Annotated in this window: 22 protein-coding genes and 4 pseudogenes; 16 read left to right on the forward strand and 10 right to left on the reverse strand. The window is 67.4% G+C overall.

Translation table 11 applies throughout. The features are described 5' to 3' along the window. A pseudogene (locus ADK54_RS48115) lies at positions 1-233 on the reverse strand (hypothetical protein); the annotation flags it as partial. Between the two features lie 46 nt (positions 234-279). After that, entirely contained in the window at positions 280-864 is a 585-nt protein-coding gene (locus ADK54_RS41490; RefSeq protein WP_053731046.1) for a DinB family protein, read from the reverse strand. A 147-nt stretch (positions 865-1,011) separates the two neighbouring features. On the opposite strand from ADK54_RS41490, the pseudogene ADK54_RS45485 reads away from it, so the two are divergent. The 5 genes and pseudogenes from ADK54_RS45485 to ADK54_RS41510 all read left to right on the forward strand — a co-directional run. Next, a pseudogene (locus ADK54_RS45485) lies at positions 1,012-1,152 on the forward strand (IS110 family transposase); the annotation flags it as partial. Positions 1,153-1,225: 73 nt separating this feature from the next. Then, complete coding sequence (locus tag ADK54_RS41495; protein ID WP_234392437.1) at positions 1,226-2,086, forward strand: alpha/beta fold hydrolase; 861 nt, start codon at positions 1,226-1,228, stop codon at positions 2,084-2,086. 425 nt (positions 2,087-2,511) lie between these two features. Continuing rightward, positions 2,512-2,964 carry a hypothetical protein gene (locus tag ADK54_RS41500; protein ID WP_053731047.1) on the forward strand — a complete coding sequence of 151 codons (453 nt, stop codon included), beginning with the start codon at positions 2,512-2,514 and terminating at the stop codon, positions 2,962-2,964. Then, positions 2,964-3,266, forward strand: coding sequence for a winged helix-turn-helix domain-containing protein (locus ADK54_RS41505; protein WP_053731048.1), 303 nt, complete (start codon positions 2,964-2,966; stop codon positions 3,264-3,266). Before ADK54_RS41500 ends, ADK54_RS41505 begins: the two co-directional genes overlap by 1 nt. Positions 3,267-3,491: 225 nt before the next feature. After that, positions 3,492-3,728, forward strand: a complete 237-nt coding sequence (locus ADK54_RS41510; RefSeq protein WP_053731049.1) for a helix-turn-helix domain-containing protein — start codon at positions 3,492-3,494, stop codon at positions 3,726-3,728. 238 nt (positions 3,729-3,966) lie between these two features. Here ADK54_RS41510 and ADK54_RS41515 read toward each other — a convergent pair whose 3' ends face one another. Then, complete coding sequence (locus ADK54_RS41515; protein WP_053731050.1) at positions 3,967-4,389, reverse strand: MarR family transcriptional regulator; 423 nt, start codon at positions 4,387-4,389, stop codon at positions 3,967-3,969. 40 nt (positions 4,390-4,429) lie between these two features. Next, positions 4,430-5,257: pseudogene (locus tag ADK54_RS41520) on the reverse strand (IS5 family transposase); the annotation flags it as partial. A 445-nt stretch (positions 5,258-5,702) separates the two neighbouring features. On the opposite strand from ADK54_RS41520, the gene ADK54_RS41525 reads away from it, so the two are divergent. The 4 genes and pseudogenes from ADK54_RS41525 (at position 5,703) to ADK54_RS41535 (ending at position 10,169) form a co-directional block, all read left to right on the forward strand. After that, the gene (locus ADK54_RS41525) at positions 5,703-7,937 is read left to right on the forward strand and encodes a LamG-like jellyroll fold domain-containing protein (protein ID WP_234392432.1); all 2,235 of its coding nucleotides are present in this window, start codon (positions 5,703-5,705) and stop codon (positions 7,935-7,937) included. A gap of 231 nt (positions 7,938-8,168) precedes the next feature. Next, entirely contained in the window at positions 8,169-8,618 is a 450-nt protein-coding gene (locus ADK54_RS41530) for a hypothetical protein (protein ID WP_053731052.1), read from the forward strand. Between the two features lie 530 nt (positions 8,619-9,148). After that, positions 9,149-9,193, forward strand: a pseudogene (locus tag ADK54_RS48120) (hypothetical protein); the annotation flags it as partial. Between the two features lie 154 nt (positions 9,194-9,347). Then, complete coding sequence (locus ADK54_RS41535) at positions 9,348-10,169, forward strand: ISAs1 family transposase (RefSeq protein ID WP_234392433.1); 822 nt, start codon at positions 9,348-9,350, stop codon at positions 10,167-10,169. Here ADK54_RS41535 and ADK54_RS49050 read toward each other — a convergent pair. From ADK54_RS49050 to ADK54_RS48125, 5 genes are all read right to left on the reverse strand, one after another. Beyond that, complete coding sequence (locus tag ADK54_RS49050) at positions 10,115-10,567, reverse strand: transposase (protein ID WP_107090757.1); 453 nt, start codon at positions 10,565-10,567, stop codon at positions 10,115-10,117. The two genes, ADK54_RS41535 and ADK54_RS49050, sit on opposite strands and share 55 nt — an antisense overlap. 288 nt (positions 10,568-10,855) lie before the next feature. Then, a complete protein-coding gene (locus ADK54_RS45495) occupies positions 10,856-11,278 on the reverse strand; it encodes a transposase (protein ID WP_159048060.1) in 423 nt (140 codons plus the stop codon). Between the two features lie 117 nt (positions 11,279-11,395). After that, positions 11,396-11,647: an integrase core domain-containing protein gene (locus ADK54_RS45500; RefSeq protein ID WP_107090759.1), complete on the reverse strand. Its 252-nt coding sequence runs from the start codon at positions 11,645-11,647 to the stop codon at positions 11,396-11,398. A 57-nt stretch (positions 11,648-11,704) separates the two neighbouring features. Beyond that, on the reverse strand, positions 11,705-12,157 hold the full coding sequence (locus tag ADK54_RS45505; RefSeq protein ID WP_159048061.1) for an IS3 family transposase: 453 nt from the start codon (positions 12,155-12,157) through the stop codon (positions 11,705-11,707). A gap of 459 nt (positions 12,158-12,616) precedes the next feature. Continuing rightward, positions 12,617-12,775 (reverse strand): hypothetical protein, encoded by a 159-nt coding sequence (locus tag ADK54_RS48125; protein ID WP_234392434.1) that lies wholly within the window; start codon positions 12,773-12,775, stop codon positions 12,617-12,619. 1,423 nt (positions 12,776-14,198) lie between these two features. Here ADK54_RS48125 and ADK54_RS41550 point away from each other — a divergent pair. Together ADK54_RS41550 and ADK54_RS41555 are read left to right on the forward strand one after the other, a co-directional pair. After that, on the forward strand, positions 14,199-14,393 hold the full coding sequence (locus ADK54_RS41550) for a hypothetical protein (RefSeq protein ID WP_053731054.1): 195 nt from the start codon (positions 14,199-14,201) through the stop codon (positions 14,391-14,393). Further along, the gene (locus tag ADK54_RS41555; protein WP_053731055.1) at positions 14,380-14,847 is read left to right on the forward strand and encodes an NUDIX domain-containing protein; all 468 of its coding nucleotides are present in this window, start codon (positions 14,380-14,382) and stop codon (positions 14,845-14,847) included. Before ADK54_RS41550 ends, ADK54_RS41555 begins: the two co-directional genes overlap by 14 nt. 136 nt (positions 14,848-14,983) lie before the next feature. Here ADK54_RS41555 and ADK54_RS41560 read toward each other — a convergent pair whose 3' ends face one another. Then, positions 14,984-15,463: a hypothetical protein gene (locus ADK54_RS41560; RefSeq protein WP_053731056.1), complete on the reverse strand. Its 480-nt coding sequence runs from the start codon at positions 15,461-15,463 to the stop codon at positions 14,984-14,986. Positions 15,464-15,529: 66 nt separating this feature from the next. Here ADK54_RS41560 and ADK54_RS48465 point away from each other — a divergent pair, with 66 nt between their 5' ends. The 5 genes from ADK54_RS48465 (at position 15,530) to ADK54_RS41585 (ending at position 20,276) form a co-directional block, all read left to right on the forward strand. Then, positions 15,530-15,652 (forward strand): hypothetical protein, encoded by a 123-nt coding sequence (locus tag ADK54_RS48465; protein ID WP_267887082.1) that lies wholly within the window; start codon positions 15,530-15,532, stop codon positions 15,650-15,652. Positions 15,653-16,295: 643 nt separating this feature from the next. Further along, entirely contained in the window at positions 16,296-17,873 is a 1,578-nt protein-coding gene (locus ADK54_RS41570) for an AbfB domain-containing protein (protein WP_053731058.1), read from the forward strand. A 47-nt stretch (positions 17,874-17,920) separates the two neighbouring features. Then, positions 17,921-18,472, forward strand: coding sequence for an RICIN domain-containing protein (locus ADK54_RS41575; protein ID WP_053731059.1), 552 nt, complete (start codon positions 17,921-17,923; stop codon positions 18,470-18,472). A gap of 128 nt (positions 18,473-18,600) precedes the next feature. After that, positions 18,601-19,149, forward strand: coding sequence for an RICIN domain-containing protein (locus ADK54_RS41580; RefSeq protein WP_053731060.1), 549 nt, complete (start codon positions 18,601-18,603; stop codon positions 19,147-19,149). A 149-nt stretch (positions 19,150-19,298) separates the two neighbouring features. Continuing rightward, entirely contained in the window at positions 19,299-20,276 is a 978-nt protein-coding gene (locus ADK54_RS41585) for an ALF repeat-containing protein (protein WP_234392435.1), read from the forward strand. The last annotated feature ends 8 nt before the right edge of the window (positions 20,277-20,284 follow it).

Raw genomic sequence — 20,284 nt, forward strand, 5'->3', positions numbered from 1 at the left:
CCTCGATCGCGATAGCCCCCATGACAGGGCAATCCCCGCAAGAAACGTTCCCGCAGTCGCACGGCGACCCGGCGATTCACGGAATCGCGGCCAGAACCAATATCGCGAACGTTCACATCGTCACGCAGAGCGGTCCCGCCACCTTGCGGTCGAGCCGCGAACGACGGCAGTAACTGGGCGACCAGCTCCCAGAGCTCATCAGGAACCAGATGCTTCGACAGATCAGCACCCACGGCCGGCATCATGCCGCTCGAACATCAAGTCACGTGGCACAGACTTCTATGCCTTGACTAGTGCAGCCGATCTGGCGGCCTGCTCGATCTTCGCGCAGTAGGCGGCGCGGGCTTCCTCATCGATCTGCATCTCGTGTTCGGGGCGCATCCCGGTTCGGCCGTCGACGGCTTCGCGCAGGATGTCGGCGTGCCCGGCATGCCGGTTGGTCTCGCCGAGGACGTGGACCACGATGGCGAACAGGTTCGTGTTGGAATAAGGCTCCGGCCACCACGGCACGTGGCCTGGGGCGTCGAGGGGAAGCTCGTTGAAGGTCGCGTCCGAGTGTTCCCACGTGCGCCGGTAGAACTCGATGATCTGGTCGCGGGTCTCGTCCTCGGTCGCCCACAGATCGCTGCCGTCGTGGTCCTGCCACCGGGGCAGCGGTTCCGGGGAAGGGCGGTCGAAGACCTCGCCGAAGTACCTGGCCTCGACGCTGGCCACGTGTTTGACCAGGCCGAGGAGGTTGGTCCCGGTCGCTGTCAAAGGCCGGCGGGCGTCGTATTCGGACAAGCCGTCGAGTTTCCAGAGCAGCGCCTTGCGGTCCCGCAGCAGTCTCCCGTGCAGGTTGTCCTTCGCGAAATCATCGATCATGCGGCATCAGACTGCCATGGGCTGCTCGTGGTCTCAAGATCCCTTACGTGGTCCGGAACGACGGGCAGAGCCGAGACCTGGCCATGGCCGCCGCCCTGAGCAGCTACAAGAAGCTCGCGAAACTTGCCACGTGAGACAACCTCTTGCTACGGACGCAAACGGAACGAGGGGAAGGGGCACAAACAGGCCCTGCTCGCTCTGGCCCGTCGACGAGCCAACGTCTTGTGGGCCATGATCCGCGACGGAGCGTGTTACGCGGTCCTACCAACCGCCACAGCATCGGCTTGACATCGTCGTTGGGAAGTTCTTTAACCTCTGGCCGAGCCTCAGTGACATCGGTAGGTTCGCCGCGGTGACCTTGATGGAGACGCAGGGCCTCGCGTCGATGAGCGACGGGGCGCAGTTACGTTGGATGGCGCTGGGGGACACGACTCGGCAGCCGCCCGTGGTCATGCTCCATGGCGGTCCGGGGCTGCCGGACTACCTGGGCGACGTTGCCTCCATGACCGCAGACCTCGCACCCGTGTACCGGTACGACCAGCGTGGCACCGGCCAATCCCCGTGGGAGGGCCGTCATTCCCTCGCCCGGCATGTCGACGATCTCGCTGAGCTACTCGACGCATGGGAGGCGTCCAAGGCCGTGCTGATTGGGCACTCCTACGGCACCGACCTGGCGAGCCGGTTCTGTCTGGCGCACTCTGACCGGGTTGCCGCGATGCTGCTGATGTGCGGGCCGTTCGTCGGTGATTGGCGCACCGGGGACCGGGCGGAGCGCGAACGCCGCATGTCCACAGCGCAGCAGGAGCGGTTCCGCGCATTGGAGGAGGCACCGCGCCGTACCGAGGAGCAGGAAGTCGAGCTGCTTACGCTGGCCTGGTTCACTGACCATGCCGATCCCGAACGCGGGTGGCGCTGGGCCGCGCAGGGTGCCCGGCAGCGGCGCCCCGTCAACTGGGCTATGAACAGCGAACTCGGCAAGGAAGGACGCGCGGACCCGCTCGATGAGCACCTTGCCGAACTGAGTGTGCGCCTGCCCGCGCGAGCGGAGCTCCTCGGTGGAGTCGCCGATCCCCGCCCTCTGTCGGCCCTCGAATCACTCGCGTTCCGGCTCGATCTTCCGCTGACGCGGATCGAGGACGCTGGGCACGAGCCCTGGCTGGAGCAGCCCGACGCCGTGCGTACGCACCTTCGGAGATTCGTGCAAGGCGCGGTGGGCACATAGGTTTTCGCCTGGTCCGCCGGTCGGCATCATCCCCGGATGCCGGCAGCGCGGGAGGTCCGGTGTCGAAATGGTCCTCGAACTAGGCCGCTCACCTGGGTGTTCGCCGCACGCTGGAGCGGCCTTCGTCTGATCAGGTGCTCCGACCAAGGTGCTCCGATCAAGACGAAGGGTCGGGTGGCCGGGGCGCCTCTACGCCCCGGCCACCCGACCCTTCCTTGTGAACTCCCACATCTCGTCGCAGAGTTCAGGATCAAGGGGAAGGCCGCCCGCATACCCTGCGATCACTCCAAAGAGCGACCACGCGGTCGAGCCCGATGTTAAGGATCAAGCTTACTGCCACCACCTTCTTTCCTGACGGGAAAGAAGGTGGTACTTTCCTTGTGCGAAAGTACCCCCCGGAAGATTGATGGCCAAGGGCACCACCCATGACCTCTTACGACGCCCAGACCGCCCTCAACGCGATACACCACCGCCAGGAGCAGACGCGTGATGAATACATGCGCCACGCCTACTCCCGTCCCTACGTGCTCATTTCGGCGCTTGGGCTGTTCGCCGTGTGTGCGTCCTTCGATCTGCCGAGCCGTTGGGGCACCGCCGCCGTCCTGATAGGGAACGGACTGACCCTGGGAGGGCTGTTCGTGCACCAGCGCCGGGCCCCCGCCCGCAGGAAATGCGAAGGCCGGGAGGTGCTGTTCCTTGCGGCAATAGGGGCCCTTGGCGTCACGCTCTTCTGGACGGTGGCGGTCGCCGCCTACTTCCTCGACCTGCCGGCGCGGCACACGATCGCCGCAGCCGTCAGTACCCTGGCGTGCGTGGCCGGCATGTACGCGCTGCGCCCGGCCGTCAAGGGGATGATCCGCAGGGACGGCCACGGCTGATGGACCCCGACTTCGATGAGTTCCTGCATGTTCCGGCGCGGCTCTCGGTCGTGGCGCTGCTGGCTCCGGCCGACTGGGTGGAGTTCGGGTTCGTCCGCATCACGGTGGACACCAGCGACTCGGCCCTGTCCAAGCAGATCGCCGCGTTGTCGGACGCCGGGTATGTCGAGGTGCGCAAAACACGGAACCCCACAGGACGACACACCCACCTCCGCCTCACCCCGCAAGGACGTCAGGCATTCCAGCGGCACGCCTCGGCTCTGGAGAGGATCGTGGCAGCAGCGCGCGAACCCCTGGAGTGACCGCAGGACCGGAACCCGGCGGCGCGGGCCGGCACACCAACACCGCCAAACCCGAACCGCCGGGCAGCCGGCATCTGCCGACCAGGGCTGAGTGAGGGCGAGTCCGGTTTCGGCCAGGCAGCCGTCGACCAGGTGCGGGCGGTACTGAATCCTCCTGAGGCTCAGCTTGAATCCGTGAAGTCCGAGGGGAATGACGGGTTGTGAACCCTGCGGTAGGACGTCGTCATGCGGTACCCGCAAAAGGGCAGGCTGACGCCTGCCGAGCAGGAGAAGCGGGAATCGGTGCGGCTGGAGGCGGCCGAGCGGTTTGAGGCCGGGGCGGGCACCGCGAAGGTCGCGGCGGAGTTGCGGGTGTCGGACCGGTCGGTGCGCCGGTGGCGGGCCGCCTGGCGGGACGGCGGGGCGGTGGCTCTGGCCTCGAAGGGGCCGGTGGCGGTGGAGCGGCTGTCGCCGCAGCAGTGACAGCGCCTGGAGGCGGAGTTGAAGCACGGGCCACAAGCGTTGAGGCTTCAACACTGACCGTCCGCTGGTTGTCTGCGGCGCGAAGCAAGAGGCCATTGAACTCACGCTAGATCCCCCAACCGCCCTTTTCCCACCAGACACCCACGGCTAGCTTGCATCGTTCTCATGCTTGATTCCGGGTCACCAGTGCGCAGCCTCAAGCACCCTCAGTGGGGCTTCTGTGATGGTTCGCTGGATTTCAGGGTGAGTTGGGGTTCGGGATGGCCGGTGCGGGCTGGGCGGGGGTGAACAGGCCGGGTTCGGGCTCGGTGAGAATGTCGCGGTCGACCAGGCGTTTGAGCTTGGCGCGGACGCTCTCGGTGTGCCGTGGCTCGGTGCCGATGCCCAGGATTTCGCAGATCTCCTTGGCGCGGAGCCCGTGTCCGGCCTGTCCGATGGTGGCGAGCACCTCGCGGTACCCGGGCGGCAACGGCTCGGACGCCTCGATGTCGTCCTCGGCGGCCAGTTCCAGCATCGCCTCGCGGGTGATGTCCAGGCGTTCCAGGGTGCGTTCGGTGGCAGTGAGCTGTTCGGTGAGGAGTGCGATCTGCTCACGCAGGTGTCCGGCTGTCTCGCGTATCAGCTGCTGCCGGGCCTCGATCTTGTCCAGGAGGTGCTTCATCGACGCTCCCGCTCGTTGGGGGTGCCGGCCGCCGGTCGGGCGGGTCCCGCCAGGTCGCGGTGGTGGTGTGGGTGAGACGGCGGAGCATGACGTCGGTCATGGACCAGTGGATCCACGCGACTGAGCTGGCCGGCTTGGCCTCGTAGTCACGCGTGAGACGTCTGGGGAGCATGAGAGTGCCGAGCGTCTGCTCGACCACCCACCGCTTGGGCTGCGGGGTGAACCCCGTCGTCCGCGGATCGCGTTGGACGATCTCGACGTCGATGCCGAGGCGGGCACCGTGCTCCACGACGGCCGCCTTGAACCCGGCGTCCACCCACGCCTTCGTCACCGCCGAGGCGGTGCGGGCGACCTTGTCCAGCAGCACGGCTCCGACGGCGTTGTCGTGCACGCTCGCGGCGACGACAATCACGGCGCTGACCAGGCCGATCACGTCGGTGGCGATGCCTCTTTCCCGGCCCGGGCTCCTCTTGCCCGGATCCAGCCCGGTCGTCTCCTTCGGAGCATTCGTCGAGGCACGCACGGTCTGCGAGTCGAGCACGACGGCGGTGGGATCCTCGCGCCGCCGGCGCATCTCCCGGGCCAGGCAGCGCAGCAACTCGTGAATGGTCTCGGCCGTCCCGTCATCACGCCAGAGGCCGAAGTAGTAGTACGTCGCACCCGTGGGCGGCAGGTCGTGGGGCAGACAGCGCCACTGGCAGCCGGTCCGGGCCTGGTACAGCAACGCGTTGACGATCTCCCGCATAGCGTACTGGCCCTCGTGCCCGCTGACCGAGGGATGCTTCGCCTTCCACGCGGCGATGACCGGCCGGATCAGCTCCCAGGCTTCATCCGACAGGTCGCTCGGGTACGGCTCGCGTCCGTCCACCCCCACAGCGCACCGTGTTCCCGGCCACGGTGAAGCCCTCGAACCGGACAACCCACCTTCAAGCACTACCAGGAACACTGAACCTCGCAGAACACCCACTCAGAGCACTCTTCCTCGGCGTCCGGGACCCGGGAGTGCATCAGCCTCGCTCGGACAGACACCTCGAACGTTCCATGGCGTGCCCGCCCGGATGTCGCCGATGGAACCGCATGAGAGACCTGAGGCGCTCGCCAGAACGCGACACGGTCGGCCTGTCCTGCTGAGTGGCACGGGTGACGCCCTTCCCCGGAGGTCTACTCCTCCCCCAGCATCACGGCACCGCCCCGCCCAGGCGCCGTCTGGCGCCAACCATGGGCTGTGGTCTTGCGGTGTCAATGCTGCGGCAATAGCCCGTAAGACAGGGGGAAACACTAACCGTCGGGCGGATCTCTGCTAGCCGGTGAACTTGACTCTGCGGACGCACGGCAGAATACGGTTAGGAACAGCATCCATCCCCGCTGAAATTCTCCTCGCCAGGAGAATGCACAGAGAATTGAGAATACCCCCAGTGCCCCCAGACACGACGCCCAACAGACTCCCGGCCGTGTACCGCAGATTCCTGCGCCGCATAGCAGGTGCCGCGCTCACCACATCCCTCAGCGCCGCCCTCCTCGCTCTTCCGGCAAGCCCCGCCGCCGCGTTTGCCGGGCAGGCGGACTCCAATCAGTGGGAAGCCGTCTGGTCGGACGAGTTCAACGGAGCATCGCACCAACCCGGAGACGCGTGGACCTACGAGGTCGGGAACGCGGGAAACTACAACTCCGGCAACAAGGAGCTGCAGTACTACACCAAGGACGCGGACAACGCCCAGACCGATGGGGAGAACCTCGTCATCACCGCCCTGCGCGGGTCCAAGAACCTCAAGTGTGCCTATGTACGCAGGGACAACCCCGGCTGGGCGCAAGCCAACAATCCGGATCTGGCGCAGCGTAAGGAAGCCGACTGCGACTACACCTCCGCCCGCATCACCACTCAGAACGCGCCGTTCGCCCAGTCTCGGTATGGCCGGATGGAAGCGCGCATCAAGCTACCCGGCGGAAAGGGGCTGCTGCCCGCTTTCTGGGCGCTGGGCACCAGCCAAGGGTGGCCCAATGGCGGTGAGATGGACATTCTGGAATCCGTCGCCAAGGCGGATGAGTGCCTGGTGTGCAGCGGGCTGATCGGGCCCAGCCGGCTGGTCGACCCCCTGTCCGGTGACGCTCGATACCGTTACAAGTGGGGGCGGGGCAGCGGGAACACTTTTCGGGCGTTGAGCAACGAACAGCTTTCGGGCGGCTTTCACGTCTATGCGATGGACTGGTTCCCGGACCGTGTCGCCTTCTCCGTGGACGGCATTCCGATTCTTGAGCAACGCAAAGCCGATGTACCGCAGGGCAGTTGGGTCTTCGACCGGCCCTTCTACATGGTCCTCAACCTCGCCGTCGGCGGCGGATGGCCCCAGGACCCACCCACCGAGACGGCCTTCCCTCAGAAGATGTACGTCGATTATGTGCGGCTCTACCAGCCCAAGCGGCCGCTGGCGGACGCAACCGGCACTATCCACAGCCCGTACGCGGGAAACAAGTGCATCGACGTGGTGGGAGCATCGGCGGCCAACGGCACTCCGCTGCAGACCCTCACCTGCAAGAACAACACGGCGCAGCGATGGAGTGTGAAGAGGGACGGCACCGTGCGCAGCGCGCTCGCGGAAGGCAAGTGCCTGGACATAACAACCTCGGGCACCTCCGATGGGACGCCAGTGCAACTCTACGACTGCAACGGCTCCGGCGCGCAGCAGTGGATCACGTTGAAGGACGGGAAGTTGCGCAATCCCAACTCCGGGAAGTGCCTGCACATCGCCAACGCCTCCGCGGCGGAGTACGCCCGCCTGGAGATCTACCAATGCATCGACACCCCGGCTGGGGTCTGGGCTCTTCCTGTGTCCGCCGAGTGGCCCCTGCACGACCGGCTCATGGACCCGGCCAATCTCGACAAGCCCTCCAAGGAGCCGATGACCGCACAGAACGCCAACGGAACGGCACACAGCCTGACATGCACCGCCGGTTCCAGCTGGGCGGACGACACCACGCGCGGCGTGCACGCGCGCTTTGACGGTGCCAGCGGCTCCTGCACCGCGGGCGGGCCGGTGATGAACACCGCCGAGAGCTTCACCGTGTCGGCGTGGGTAAGGCTGGACTCCCTGGACCAGAGCTCGAACCGCACCATTGTCAGCCAGGACGGTGAGCAGACCAGCGGCTTCCACCTCCAGTACGACGCTCAGTCGAAGAAATGGGCGTTCAAGCGCATGGGCGAGGACTCAGCCACTCCGCAAGGAAACACAGGGACCCTCTCCCTGGCGCCCGCCAGCACCGAGTGGACCCATTTGACCGGTGTCTACAACGCCACCACGAACACCCTTGGCCTTTACGTGAACGGCCAGCCCCAAGGCGCCCCCGTCAGCCTGACCCTCAAGCCCTGGGCAGCCAAGGGCTCCTTCACCATCGGCCGAGGCAAGTGGGCCGGGACCAACGGTGACTACTTCCCTGGACGGATCAGCTCCGTCCGCGCCGTGAGCACCGACCTTCCGGCTGACGCAATCAGCGCGCTCTACCAGGAAGACGTCCACCGGATGAACCTGGAACTCCCCCGGCCCGGCAGCTGACCAACGGGCAGCGCCCACTGGCGCCGCCGGCCCCGCAGTCCGAGCCGGCGGGGATCCACGGGCAGGTGTGTGCTGGCGCGGGTGGCGCTGTGCCACCCTCGTCGGCACCTTCCCGCACACACCAGTTACGGAGCCCGTGGCGGCGGCCCCAGGACTCAGCCGGGTGCGGTTCGTCTGCAGGGAAGCTTGTGATCAAGAGCGGTTGTCAGTGGCGGGTGCCAAGGTCGAGGCATGGGTGTTCTTTATGGCTACTTTGCCGCTGCTGATGATGACGATGCTGTCCGGGCCGTTGTGCGCGAAGACGGCGAACCGATTGCAACAGGTTATGACGGGTTCGATGGCAACGGGGTGGACCCGGTTATCAGCTTGCTGCCCGCTGAGGTGCTTCTCACCGGCCGGGCAGTCGAGGTGGTCGAGGCCGACGCGAGGCGTGGTCATGTGGTCGCGATGATCGACGAGGGCGAGGTTCTGTGTCTGTCACTGACGGATTCTCTGCGTGATGCGCTCGCCAGCACCGATCGGGCTTCGCTGCATGGTGTTGCCCGTGACTGGGCCGCATCGGACGTCTTCGACACCCCGCCGGATCCGGACGACATTGTCGGCTTCCTCAACCAGGCAGCCGACCTGGCGGACGGGGCAATTGAGTGGGGCTACCGCCTTTACTGCTGGGTCTGTGTCTGACTCGGCTTTCGCTGATTTCGTAGGTCATGCAGGGGTGTTGGCGCTGGCTGTGGCCCAGGCGTGTTGGACGGCGTGGATTTCGTCGGGGGTGGGCTGGGCTGGGTCGACGGCGGAAGACCGGGCTGCGATCACGACGCGACGAAGCTTGACGGCCATGTCCGCGAAGGACGGCTCGGTCTTGGTGACGTACCACGGTGTGCGCCGGCGGTGGTTGGCCAGGGTCTCTTGCAGGATCAGTTTTCGTCCGGTTCGCCGGACAGGACAGGAACTGGGCGGACTGTCCCTCTTCGGGCTGGGGTGGACGCAGTGCAGGCACGGTCCCGGTGATCATGTGAGTGTCGAAGTCCCATGACCACTTGGCGAGTCCGTGCCTGCTCCTGCATCTTCCCCCCATACCCTCCGGCCTGGGTCAACCGGCCCTGGCCGCTGCACCGGCCCCGTTGCCGGACGCGGTCGCTCTGACCGGGTTTCTGGCTCTGCTGCCGGATCCGCGGGGGCTGCGCGGACGCCGTTATCCACTGTCCGCACTGGTGGCCGCCGCGGCGGCGAGCGTGCTGGCTGGTGCCCGCTCGCTGACCGCGATCACCGAGTGGATCACGGACGCCCCGGCATGGAGCCGCCGGGCACTGGGCTTTCCCGTTGATCCGCTGACCGGGACGGTGTCCGTGCCGCACCTCCCACACCCTGCGCCGCCTGCTGGTCCAGCTCGACGGCGACGCCCTCGACGAAGTGATCGGCGCCTTCCTGACGGCGCGCGCCGCGCCCGCCGGTCTGCGGGCCATCGCGGTCGACGGGAAGGTGCTGCGCGGTTCGCGCACCGCCACCGCCCCGGCCGTCACGCTGCTGGCCGCGATGGACCACACCGGCACCGTCCTCGCCCAGCGCCAGGTCGACGGCAAGAGCAACGAAATCCCCGCGTTCGCCCCGCTGCTGGACAGCCTCGACCTGACCGGCACGGTGATCACCGCCGACGCACTCCACACCCAGCACGCCCACGGCACCTACCTCCAGGCGTGCGGCGCCCACTACCTCGCCGTCGTCAAGGCCAACCACCCCGGCCTGTTCGACAGGGTCCGTCACCTGCCCTGGCAGGAAATCGGCCTCGGCCACTACGAGCGCACCCGCGCACACCACCGCCAGGAGATCCGCCGTCTGAAGACCGCGGCCTTCGCTCATATCGACTACCCCGACGCACAGCAGGCCCTCCAAATCGTGCGCTGGAGAAGGGACTTCAGCACCGGCAAGCTGGCCATTGAGCGGGTCTACCTGATTACCAGCCTGCCGCCCGGAGCGGCGAGCGGAACCCAGCTCGCCGCATGGATCAAAGGGCACTGGGAGATCGAAAATCTTCTGCACCACGTCCGGGACCGCACCTTCCGCGAGGACGACTCCAAGATCCACACGGGCCACCTGCCCCAGGTCATGGCGGGACTGCGCAACCTCGCCATCGGCATCCACCGCCAGGACGGACAGACCAACATCACCGCCGCACTGCGTCACGCCGCCCGCGACTGCCACCGGCCCCTGGCCGCCCTCGGCCTCACCGGATGAATCCGGACACACCCTGATCTTGCAACGGACCCTGGGTGGTTGACCGCATCGCTGGGGTGGTGGCCGTGGAGCGTGTACCAGATCACCGTGATCGTGTAGCAGTACAGGGCGAAGGGCACGGTGTGCTCGACGGCGCGGCGGGTGCGGGACTGGGCCTGGCCGGCTCCGAGGTGCTCGCGTGCTTCCGTGAAGGTCACCTCGATTCCCCACCGGCTGGCGTACCGGGACACCAGGCGTTCGGCGGGGGTGGTGAGGTCGGTGGTGACCAGCGCGAGAAGCGGCTTGTTGGCGTTCTTGTCCGTCTCGCGTACCAGCAGGACGCGGACCGTCCGGGTGTGCAGCGATCTGTACCAGAGGCAGTGGGCTCGGCGAGGAGCACCATCTCGCGGCGGCGGTATCGCTCCACCTCGGCGGTCTGGAAGGCCAGTTGACCAGTGAGGTCCGTGGCGGTGCCGAGCCGACCACCCTTGAGGCGGGGCCGGCCCGGGCGTCCGGTCCTGGGCGGCGCGGGCCCGAACAGGACGGCGTTCTTGGGCAGGCGGGTGGTGAAGGTGACGTTCGGTGGCAGGCCGACAGCATCCGGATCATCGAGGCGGCCAGCTCCACCTTCGTCTTCCCGCCCGGCCGCCACAGGCGGGCCATGACCGGCATGCAGACGGAACGAGAGAGGAAGGGCAGGCGGACGATCAGGCCGAGCACCATGAAGCAGGTGCCGTATCCAACGGGACGCGGTCCCTTCGCGGCGCCGTCGTGCTGCCAGAACGCACCGAACACCTTCTTCCCGGACCGCTTGAACAGGGTGTCGTCCACCGCCGCGACCAGCGGCGCCCCCTCGGCAGCAGCACCCGCGCGATGACATGCGACAGCACGATGCCAACCAGCTCCGCATCCCAGGCCGCGCGGGAGAAGAACGAGTGCGCGCGGTCATGCGGCCACGCGCGTTCCAGCCCGACGCCGGTGAGCAGACCGGTCACCGTCCGGCGACCGGTCTGCGCCACCAAGCCCACCACCAGCGCGGTGAACGTGCGGAACACCGGAGCGGCAAAACAGCCGCGCAGCGACCCCAAGACGGCGAGCAGCGAAGCGGGTACGGTCGGAGACCACAGCATCGACGGCCTCCTCCTCGTGAGGCAGGACAGCACCGTCGATGCTTCTCTCATCTCCCACCCACGACAGCCGACTTGACCAACGCACTTGGCAATCCCCTGGGAGCATGGAGTCGTCGTCTAAGCGGCTTGGGCTCGTGAACGAGCCTTGGCACGCTTCTGGTTGATGATCCGTTCGAACTCCACCGGCGGCAGTCCACCGGCGGCGCTGTGCCTTCGGCACCGGTTGAAGAAGTCCGCGATCCACGTGGCGATCTTCAGCCAGGCCTCGGCACGGGTGGTGAAGCGGTGCCGACGGATGTACTCCACCTTGATCGTCGAGTGGAACGACTCCGCCGCTGCGTTGTCCAGCGCCGAACCCACGCGCCCCATGGACTGCACCACACCCAGGCGGCCACAGAGGTCATCGTAGGCCTCACTGGTGTATTCCTACCCGCGGTCGCCGTGGAAAGTCACCCCGTCCACGGCGCCGCCACGCGTCGCGACGGCCATCCTCAGCGCCGCACCGACCAGGGAGGCATCATGGCGCTCACCCATGGCGTAACCGAGTACCCGGCGCGAGAACGCGTCGTGAACGGACCCCAGGCAGAGCTTGCCCTCGCCGGTTTCGATCTCGGTCATGTCGCCCCACCACAACACGTCCGGTGCGATCGCATCAAACCGGCGAAGTGCCAGGTCACGGGCGGCTTTCCGCTTGCCTTGCCGAGTCGGGCCCTTCCGCCGGCGCGGGGGTCTGCGGCCCTGCAGGCCGAGCTCGGCCATGATGGTCGCGACGGTGTTCACCGAGACCTTCCAACCCTCGGCCCACAGGTCCAGTGTGATCCGCGGTGAGCCGTAGGTGTTGCCGGACCGGCGGAAGAAGCAGTCGATCCGCCCCGCCAATGCAGCGCGTCCGACCTCTGCTTTCGTTGGCTGTCCGGCCCGGTGGCGCCATTTGCAGAACCACGACCCGGACACCCCCCGGCGCCCGGCAGGACACCGCGTGCGGCACCTGGTGTTCGGTCCGCCGGCCGGCGATGAAGCCCGCAACCGTCACTTCGTCGCCTCCTTCACCCAGAGAACCACCGATCGCTTGAGCCCACCGGATCCCCTGCGGCGACGCCCGTTGCGGGCGGAAAATCGGTGTGGTTGCTGCCCGTTGACACCGTGATGTCTGTGACCTTCGAGATCGTGCTTGAGCCGGACGCAGGGAGCCAGCCCCGGGCGCCTTCAGGGGCCGTTGAGCCCGGGGCGGGCAGCCGGTATGACCGCCCCCACCCGCCCCGGGTACGTCCTCAACGACACAATCCCAGACCCACACTTACGCCCGGAATGCCGACCACGACGGTCAGCAGAGCAGCGTCAGAGCAGACTCTGCGGGGCCTGGTACTGGTCGACCGGCGCGATGTTGCACGCGGCCTTCGGGCCGCCGAGCCCGTGCCCGCCGATTCCCTCACCCTCCGGCAGCGGCACCAGACAGCGCCCATCGACATTGACCAGCGGAGCACCATAAGTGTTCAAGATGCCCCCCCGCCTCACCCCCGATGACCGTGTCACCGTTACGGGTCGCGAAATCATCCGCCACACTGGCACCGCTCACACCGACACCACCCGCGGCGCCATTCCCGGTCAGACCGCCCACGGTCCCGGCAAGGCCGCCCGTGCCGGTACCCGTGAGGCTGCCGACAGTGCCGGTGAGGCCACCCGTACCGCTCGCGGTACCGCAGCCGCAGGCGGTGCCGGTGCCGCTCGTCGTCAGCCCCTGCCCCACCGGCACAGCCGTGGCGAGCACGCCCTGGACCGCACTGGCAGCAGTGCTGGTACCCGGGACGGGCGTGGCCGAGGCAGGCTTGGCAGCCGTGGGCGTGGTGGCGGTGGGCTTGGCAGCGGTGGTCGTGCCGGGCCCAGTCCATGCCGAGGCCGGCCCGGCGACAGCCATCGTCGCGACAGTGGCGAACACCGCCCCGGCGAGAACCTTCTTGATCACGGTAGTGCTCCCCTTCAATGGATCAGTAAGGGGCGTGGCAAGCTCGGCCATGTCTGAAGCCCGTCGCCCCCTGGACGCCCCTGGAACGAGAACCGCACAGACACGTCACGCAGTGCGCGCATTCAGACCAATTCACGCGAACCTGGGCACGCGTGCACGCCGCCCGCCCGCGGCCTCCCGGGCTGCCGACACACGCACACAAACGAACCACGCGTCCCACCACCGGTACGCACACCCTCAGCACCCGCCCGACCAGCAGGACTTGAGCGTGCCGGGCCCCAGGGAGTGATCAGACCCCGAGGCCCCCGCGCACTCTCCCACGCCCACGACTCAACAACCCGCCACAACATCCCGTCACCCCGCCTCCCCCACCCAGCCCATCCCAGCCCACAGCACCCCTGCGGGCCGGAACGCTTACAGCAGACAGTCGTTAGACAGCCGGCCTTCCGTTGAGGGCGCCACGAGGCCCGCAGCACACCTGCGGGCCTCAACGGCACCCAGGACGACACCCTGATCCCCGATCCGGACAACGCACCGTGCACACGAGCCCCAGAAGCGGTTACAGCCCCGGGACCCCGTCCGGTCCGTCGTCGATACAGCCGGGCCCAGCGGGCACGGGCTGCGGCTCTCCGACGGGATCCGGAATGCGGTCTCCACGGCCAACTGCCACGCCCCGTAGATCACGTCAGCTACGAGAAACACGATCCGGCACGCGTCCCTCTGAGATGATGGGCCGTCAGCGGCGGGCGTTTTGACCTTGGTCGGCACTCCGCCCGCCGCTACCCGGACGCCCCTCACCCGGTCAGCCGGGCGGCTCCCCCTCCTAGCCCCGTCCCCAAGAGCGGCCCGGACCGTCCTCATCACTGGCCGCCCCGCAGTCAGAAGACGCCCGTACGGCTCCCGCGACCTCCTCAGGGAGCGGGAGCACATACCCTCGGCGGCGCAGGGCATGCCTACTTGTCCGTGTTCCGCTTCGACGACGACATGATCGTCACGCCTCTGCTGACGCACCAGGTCGGTCACGACGCGCCGACACTGCACCTGCGCCGTCACCAGAACGACGGCCTGTTCGACCGCTTCGCCTCGCATGTCGAGGAACTGTGGAACCGGGGCACCCCGGTATGGGAGGGAGCACGGCATGGGCAGGCGTGACTTCGAGGACGACCCCAACGCCCCCGCGGCCAACAGTCTGGTGCCGGCCGCGTCCGCCGTGGTCATCGACGACACCGGGCGGATCCTGCTGCAGCGGCGCAGCGACAACGGCATGTGGGCACTGCCCGGCGGCGCCATGCACCTGGGCGAGTCACTGCCCGACTGCGCCGTACGCGAGACCCGCGAGGAGACCGGCATCGAGGTGGAAGTAACCGGCATCGTCGGCACCTACACCAACCCCCGCCACGTCTTCGCCTACGACGACGGTGAGGTACGCCAGGAATTCTCCATCTGCTTCCTCGCCCGCCCCGTCGCCGGTCAGCTCGCCGTGTCCGAGGAATCCACCGACGTCCGCTGGTTCGAACCCCAACACATCGACACGCTCCCGATGGTCGCCAGCATCCGCAAACGGATCAACGACTGGCGCAACGGCACCATGCCCGCCACCCGATAAGAAGCAAAAGGTTATGCCTGTGGGCCCTACTCTCGGGAGTAGAGCCCACAGACATGACGTCAATGTCCCGCCAGGTCAGAGAGGGAAATCGACCAGCCTGACCACGGTCACGGTGAGAACGGACTCGGAGACGACATCAGCGGCGGGCGAGGGGGACGACGCTCGTGGCGTCGTCCCCCAGCTCGTGGTTGCGAGCCGGGATGGCATGGGTACTGGCGAACGTACTCAGTTCGCGCCGGAGCCGTTCGAGTTCGTCGTCCTTGGCCGCCAGGACCGACAACAGTAGCCGGTGACCCTCCTTGAGGAGGGTGAACTCGGTGGTGGTGCGGGCGAGCTTGCCGGTGAGCCGCTGGTTGAGCTCACGCAGCCGGGCGATCCGGGCTTCTTTCGGGTCGGGCTGCTGGCCCGCCGCCCTGGCGGCCGCCCGTCGCTGTTCGAACTCGTCCTTGAGGTGGGTCCAGGTTCGGTAGAGGGACGCGCGGGAAATGCCCGCCTCGAGGGCGAGCGTCTTGGCGTCGCAAGCGCCGCCGAGTGGGATCTGCCCGGACAGGAGCCGGTCGATGGCCGCGCGGATACGACGCTCGATCTGGTGGCGTTGCTGGTGGCTCAGTGCCATGTCATTCGGCCTTTCGGAGCCATCCTGGTCGGAGGCCAGGTCCTCGCCACCGCGCTTCGTCACGCCATGCGTCTGCTGGAGGAGGCAGCCGACGCGGCCCGCCTGGCCAGGGCGCTACGGGCCGACAACGCCGCCCCCATCCAGTTCACCAGCCAATTGGAAGCGCTGTATGCCCGCCTGACGCCCTAACAGGCCCCGCCCCGCCCAGCCCAGAGAGGCCCGGGCGGGGCAGAAACGCGGGAGAGCCGTGCTCGGCGACTCTGGGAGGTCGGAGCAGCGACACCCGGAGATCTGCCTCCGATGCGGGCCTCCCGCATCACCTCATACCAATCGGTGGCGGTCACACCCAGCCTTTGCCGGCCAGGTGGGCACTCCGCTCCAGCAGGACGCCCGGGTACGCAGACAAAACCAAGTCCCGCACCGATCACCACAACCCGAAACGATCACTGAACTTGCACCTCAGAGCCTCCCCAGCTTCCGAAGCCCCACGAAAACCCCAGCGCAGAAACGCACCCCACCGCCGCGGCACATCCCGAAACGATCACTACACCCCCACGTCAACGTCTTACCCACCCAGTGATCACCACCGGATTTGTCACAGCACACGTACCAGTAGCCGGAGTTGGGTCTCAACGCCTTGCGGTTTGCGCACACAGCACCCCAAGGAGAAGTCAAGAGATTGCAAAAGCAAACCCGCGTGAAGGTAATATTGGTCAAGACCATATACCACTAGTCCGGTTTGACTCTTATCGGGTGACTCTTCAAGACTTCACCCTCATCTCCCCTTTATTAACAGGGGCATTACGGGATGAAGAGAGCAAGTCGAACCAGCATGGACAAGAGAGCCACCACCTCCGCGCGCGTGCGCAGGGTCATCACCCGCGGCGTCGTCACCACCACCGCTCTGGCCGCCGTCGTCGGCGTTGCCGCGCCGGGCGTCGCCTCCGCCGCGCCAGGGGGTGCTGCGGTCGCGGCCACCGCCATCGGCACCGATGAGAAGCAGCGCGTCTCGGCCGCGTCCGTCGTCGGCCTCGATGCCACGTGGGATGTCCTCCAGCGCAGCGACTTGGACTTCCTCCAGGAACTTTGGCGCAAGGCCCGTGAGGGCGGCGAGAAGTATGAAGCGGTGCGCATGGCCGCTGAAGAAGCCATGCTCAGCTCCAACCCTGAGGACCATGTTCGCTTCATCGTCACCGGCATCCACGAGGCGTACGAGAGCGACAAGAAGCGCGAGCAGGAGCGCGAGGCGGCCGCCCGTGCCGAGCGGCTCGCGAAGTCCCAGGCGCTCATCGCGGTCGGCATCCCCAACAGCCCTGACCTGCTGGCGCTGAGCGACGACAATTTCATCCGCGCTGTCATGAAGCACGAGGCCGCCGGGCCGCAGGTCAAGGCGGCCGCCGCGGCCGCGCTGGCCGCTGATCCGGCAGCCTGGCGCGAGTTCATCACCAATGGTGCCCGCGAAGCTCACCAGCGCGATGTCGCCAACGAGATCAAGGAGTTGGAGGAGAAGAATCGCGAGGAGGCCCAGCGTCGCCAGGAGCTCGCGGCGCGCAAGAACGCGGCGGCGCTGTTCAACATCACGCCCTCCGAAGCCATGCTGAGCCTCAGCGATGACAACTTCATCCGCGAACTGCTGCGCCAGGCTGTTGTCGCCAACGGCCCCGAGCTCTACGCCGCCGCGCAGAAGGCGGTCCTGAGCTCCACGCCGGCCGACTGGCGGGACTTCATCCACACCGGTGCCGAGAAGGCCTACAGGGCCGATGCCGACAACCGCCGCCAGCAGGTTGCCAAGGCGAACAAGCAGCGCCTGAAGCAGATCGCGGCCGCTCTGGAGAAGACCGGTGTGAATCCCTGGTTCGTGGCCAAGGCGAACAAGGCGCTGACGGGGACCGCCGAGGAGATGGTCGAGTTCCTCAAGGACGAGAACCAGTACCGCGCGATGCGCCAGTCGCTGCAGCCCGCCAGCGGCAAGCCGGCCGGCTTCTTCGTCCGGCAGTCTCCTGTGGACGCCAATGAGGCCTTCGTTGCACCTGTCGGCAGTAAGAGCAAGCAGGCCGATCGTGAGGACGCGACATGGGTCGTGGTGCCGTCCCTCGCCAAGAAGGCCGACTGCTACTCCTTCGAGTCGGCCCGTGACCGAGGCTCCTACCTCACTCTGAAGGGCATGCGGGTCGTGTCGGCCGCGTACGACGGCAGCGCTGCCACTGCCCAGGCCGCTACCTGGTGTGCCCGTCCGGGTCTTTCGGGTTCCGGCAAGTCGTTCGAGTCGGCGAGTCAGCCGGCCCGCTGGCTGCGCCACTTCGACGGGGACGTCTACGCGGCCGCCAAGGACGGCAAGAACCGCTTCGACGGTGGCAAGTCCTTTGACCAGGACGCCACATGGAAGCTGGCCGACCCGCTCGCGCCCTGACGCGCGCTTCGCACCGAATGCAGACTTCTCAAGAACGGAAAACCCAGATGTCCCGAACCCTGCGAGCCGCCATGGCCCTCGGGATCAGCGTCAGTGCGCTGTCCGGCGGGGCGGCTACCGCCTACGCGGACGAGGCCCCCCGGGCCGCTGCTGCTTCCCCCGCAGCAGTGCAGTTGCAGGTCGAGCATAGCGGGCAGTGCCTCACCATCCTCGATGCCAGCCTCCGTAACGGAGCCAACGCCGCGCAGTCCAAGTGCGACGACAGCCTGCCCAACCAGCTGTTCCACCTGGAACCCACCGGTTCGGCTTCCTTCGAGGCGCGGATCGAGCACAGTGGTAAGTGCCTCGAAGTGGAGAACAGCGGGACCAAGGCCGGGGCGAACGTCCAGCAGTGGTGGTGCACCGAGGGCCCCCAGCAGCGCTGGCGGTTGGTCATGGTCGATGTGGTCAACGAGCTCTACGAGCTGCGTCCCACACACACCACGGATCGCTGTCTCGACATTGCCGGCGCCAGCCTCAAGGACGGCGCGAACGCGCAGTCGTGGACCTGCAACGGCACTCCCGCCCAGCGCTGGCGCATCCTCCCGGTCAAGTCCTGACACCTCCCCGACTGCGGCATTGACCGCCCCGCGCTGACCGGCCGGGTCACGGCCTCCATTCCTCGGTGCCCGTCCAGTGCCTGCCGGCACGGGGCACCCATAAATCGCACAGAAAAAGAGAACAGACGATGATACGGACGATCCGGGCCGCCCTGGCCGGTGCTGCGAGCGTCGCCGCGCTGACAGCCGCCACCACTACCGCCCACGCAGAGCAAGCCGCTCCCTCCGCGGCCGCCGCGCAGACGGTTGCCCAGTTCCAGGTGATGCACAGCGGCAAATGCCTGGAGATCAACAACGGTGCGGCCGACAACGGTCTCCAAGCCCAGCAGTGGGGCTGCAACCCTGCGACCCGCGCACAGCAGTGGACGATGGTCCCCACAGCGGATTCCTCCTTCGAACTGCGCTCCGTGACCAGCGGCAAGTGCCTGGAGGTGGAGAACAGCGGAACCCAGGCCGGCGCCAAGGTCCAGCAGTGGACTTGCACCGGAGGCAAGCAGCAGCGCTGGCGGATGGTCCTCGTCGACCAGACCAACAAGCTCTTCCAGCTGCGCCCCACGCATGTCGAGGACCGTTGCCTGGACGTGGTGGACGCCAAGACAGAGAACGGCGTGAAGGCACAGCAGTGGTACTGCAATCAGACCGCAGCCCAGCTGTGGCAGATCAAGCCGGTCAAGTGAGGTCACCCGTGAGACGTCAGTGGTGGGTAGCGCAGGCCGCGACGGTTGCCCTGCTGGCCGGCGGGAGCGTCCTTGCGGTGGAGGCGGCACCGGCCTGGGCTGATGCCCCCGCATCCGCCGCCACGTCGGCTTCCGCTCCGTCGGAACAAGTGGCCGACCCGGCAGCGGCTTTGAAGGCCGCCGCCGCGGAGAGCGCACGCAACTACGTCCATTCGATCGCCACGTCGAAGCTGCCCGCCGAGTTGCGCGTCTCCGCCTGGAACGTGCTGCGCAGCTCCCGGGGGGACGAGGCGATCACCGAGTGGATGGCTCCCGGTGGTGGTTACGCGTACACCAAGCAGCGCCTGAAGGACTCCCGGGTACAGAACCGGAGTTTTTGCGAGCGAGTGGTGAGCACGCATACCGCGGAGTTCGCCCCCGCGGTGCGCGCGGCGGCCCAAAAGGCCTTGAAGGGTTCGGACGCCGACCGGGCCGCCTTTGTGAAGACCGGGTACGCGGAGGCGCAGAAGCGTGACCGGGCGACCCGTGAGGCCGATGTCCAGCACAAGCTGGAAGTCGCCGACGGGGACCGGGAGTTCGTTCGCGCGCTCGCCGAGCAGGCTCTGGGTGAGCAGGTGCGGGTGGCGGCCCAGTGGGCCCTGCGGCCGGGTGCCACGGATGCGGACGTCGCCGAGTTCTACGGCTACGGCTGGGCCACCGGCGGGTCGTTGGACCTTGAGGCGTACCGGCTGCACGTGAGTGACGCGGAGACGGCGCGGCGGGCCGGCCTGTCGCAGCTGATCGCGAAGGCTGCGGCTGCCGAGGAGGCCGTCAAGGGCGCGGCTGATGCCGCCCGGGCCCGGGCCGAGGCGGAAGCCGCGTGGAAGGCGGTCTCCGAGCACGCCGGCGCTGCGCAGAAGGCGTGGCTGGCGGAGCAGGCGGTCACGGCTGCCCAGGCGGAGAACTGGCGGAACATCGCCAAGGCGGCCAAGGAGTCCCTGAACGGGCTCTGGAAGGGGATCGCTGATTCCGCCGAGGCCAACCAGACGTCCTGGGCCGAGGAACAGGCGGGAGCGGCCGAGTCGGCCGGCTTCTGGAAGGACATGTTCCAGCGGGCCCGGACGGCGGAGAACCGTGTAAAGGGCTGACGTATCGC

Origin of the sequence: Streptomyces sp. WM6378 (genome assembly GCF_001279695.1) — a bacterium.
GTDB lineage: Bacteria > Actinomycetota > Actinomycetes > Streptomycetales > Streptomycetaceae > Streptomyces.

Coding starts and splice junctions, on each gene's coding strand:
- ADK54_RS41490 (WP_053731046.1), bottom strand. CDS start 864: ATGATCGATGATTTCGCGAAGGACAACCTGCACGGGAGACTGCTGCGG.
- ADK54_RS41495 (WP_234392437.1), top strand. CDS start 1,226: ATGGAGACGCAGGGCCTCGCGTCGATGAGCGACGGGGCGCAGTTACGT.
- ADK54_RS41500 (WP_053731047.1), top strand. CDS start 2,512: ATGACCTCTTACGACGCCCAGACCGCCCTCAACGCGATACACCACCGC.
- ADK54_RS41505 (WP_053731048.1), top strand. CDS start 2,964: ATGGACCCCGACTTCGATGAGTTCCTGCATGTTCCGGCGCGGCTCTCG.
- ADK54_RS41510 (WP_053731049.1), top strand. CDS start 3,492: ATGCGGTACCCGCAAAAGGGCAGGCTGACGCCTGCCGAGCAGGAGAAG.
- ADK54_RS41515 (WP_053731050.1), bottom strand. CDS start 4,389: ATGAAGCACCTCCTGGACAAGATCGAGGCCCGGCAGCAGCTGATACGC.
- ADK54_RS41530 (WP_053731052.1), top strand. CDS start 8,169: ATGGGTGTTCTTTATGGCTACTTTGCCGCTGCTGATGATGACGATGCT.
- ADK54_RS45495 (WP_159048060.1), bottom strand. CDS start 11,278: ATGCTGTGGTCTCCGACCGTACCCGCTTCGCTGCTCGCCGTCTTGGGG.
- ADK54_RS45500 (WP_107090759.1), bottom strand. CDS start 11,647: ATGGGGCGCGTGGGTTCGGCGCTGGACAACGCAGCGGCGGAGTCGTTC.
- ADK54_RS41555 (WP_053731055.1), top strand. CDS start 14,380: ATGGGCAGGCGTGACTTCGAGGACGACCCCAACGCCCCCGCGGCCAAC.
- ADK54_RS41560 (WP_053731056.1), bottom strand. CDS start 15,463: ATGGCACTGAGCCACCAGCAACGCCACCAGATCGAGCGTCGTATCCGC.
- ADK54_RS48465 (WP_267887082.1), top strand. CDS start 15,530: ATGCGTCTGCTGGAGGAGGCAGCCGACGCGGCCCGCCTGGCCAGGGCG.
- ADK54_RS41570 (WP_053731058.1), top strand. CDS start 16,296: ATGGACAAGAGAGCCACCACCTCCGCGCGCGTGCGCAGGGTCATCACC.
- ADK54_RS41575 (WP_053731059.1), top strand. CDS start 17,921: ATGTCCCGAACCCTGCGAGCCGCCATGGCCCTCGGGATCAGCGTCAGT.
- ADK54_RS41580 (WP_053731060.1), top strand. CDS start 18,601: ATGATACGGACGATCCGGGCCGCCCTGGCCGGTGCTGCGAGCGTCGCC.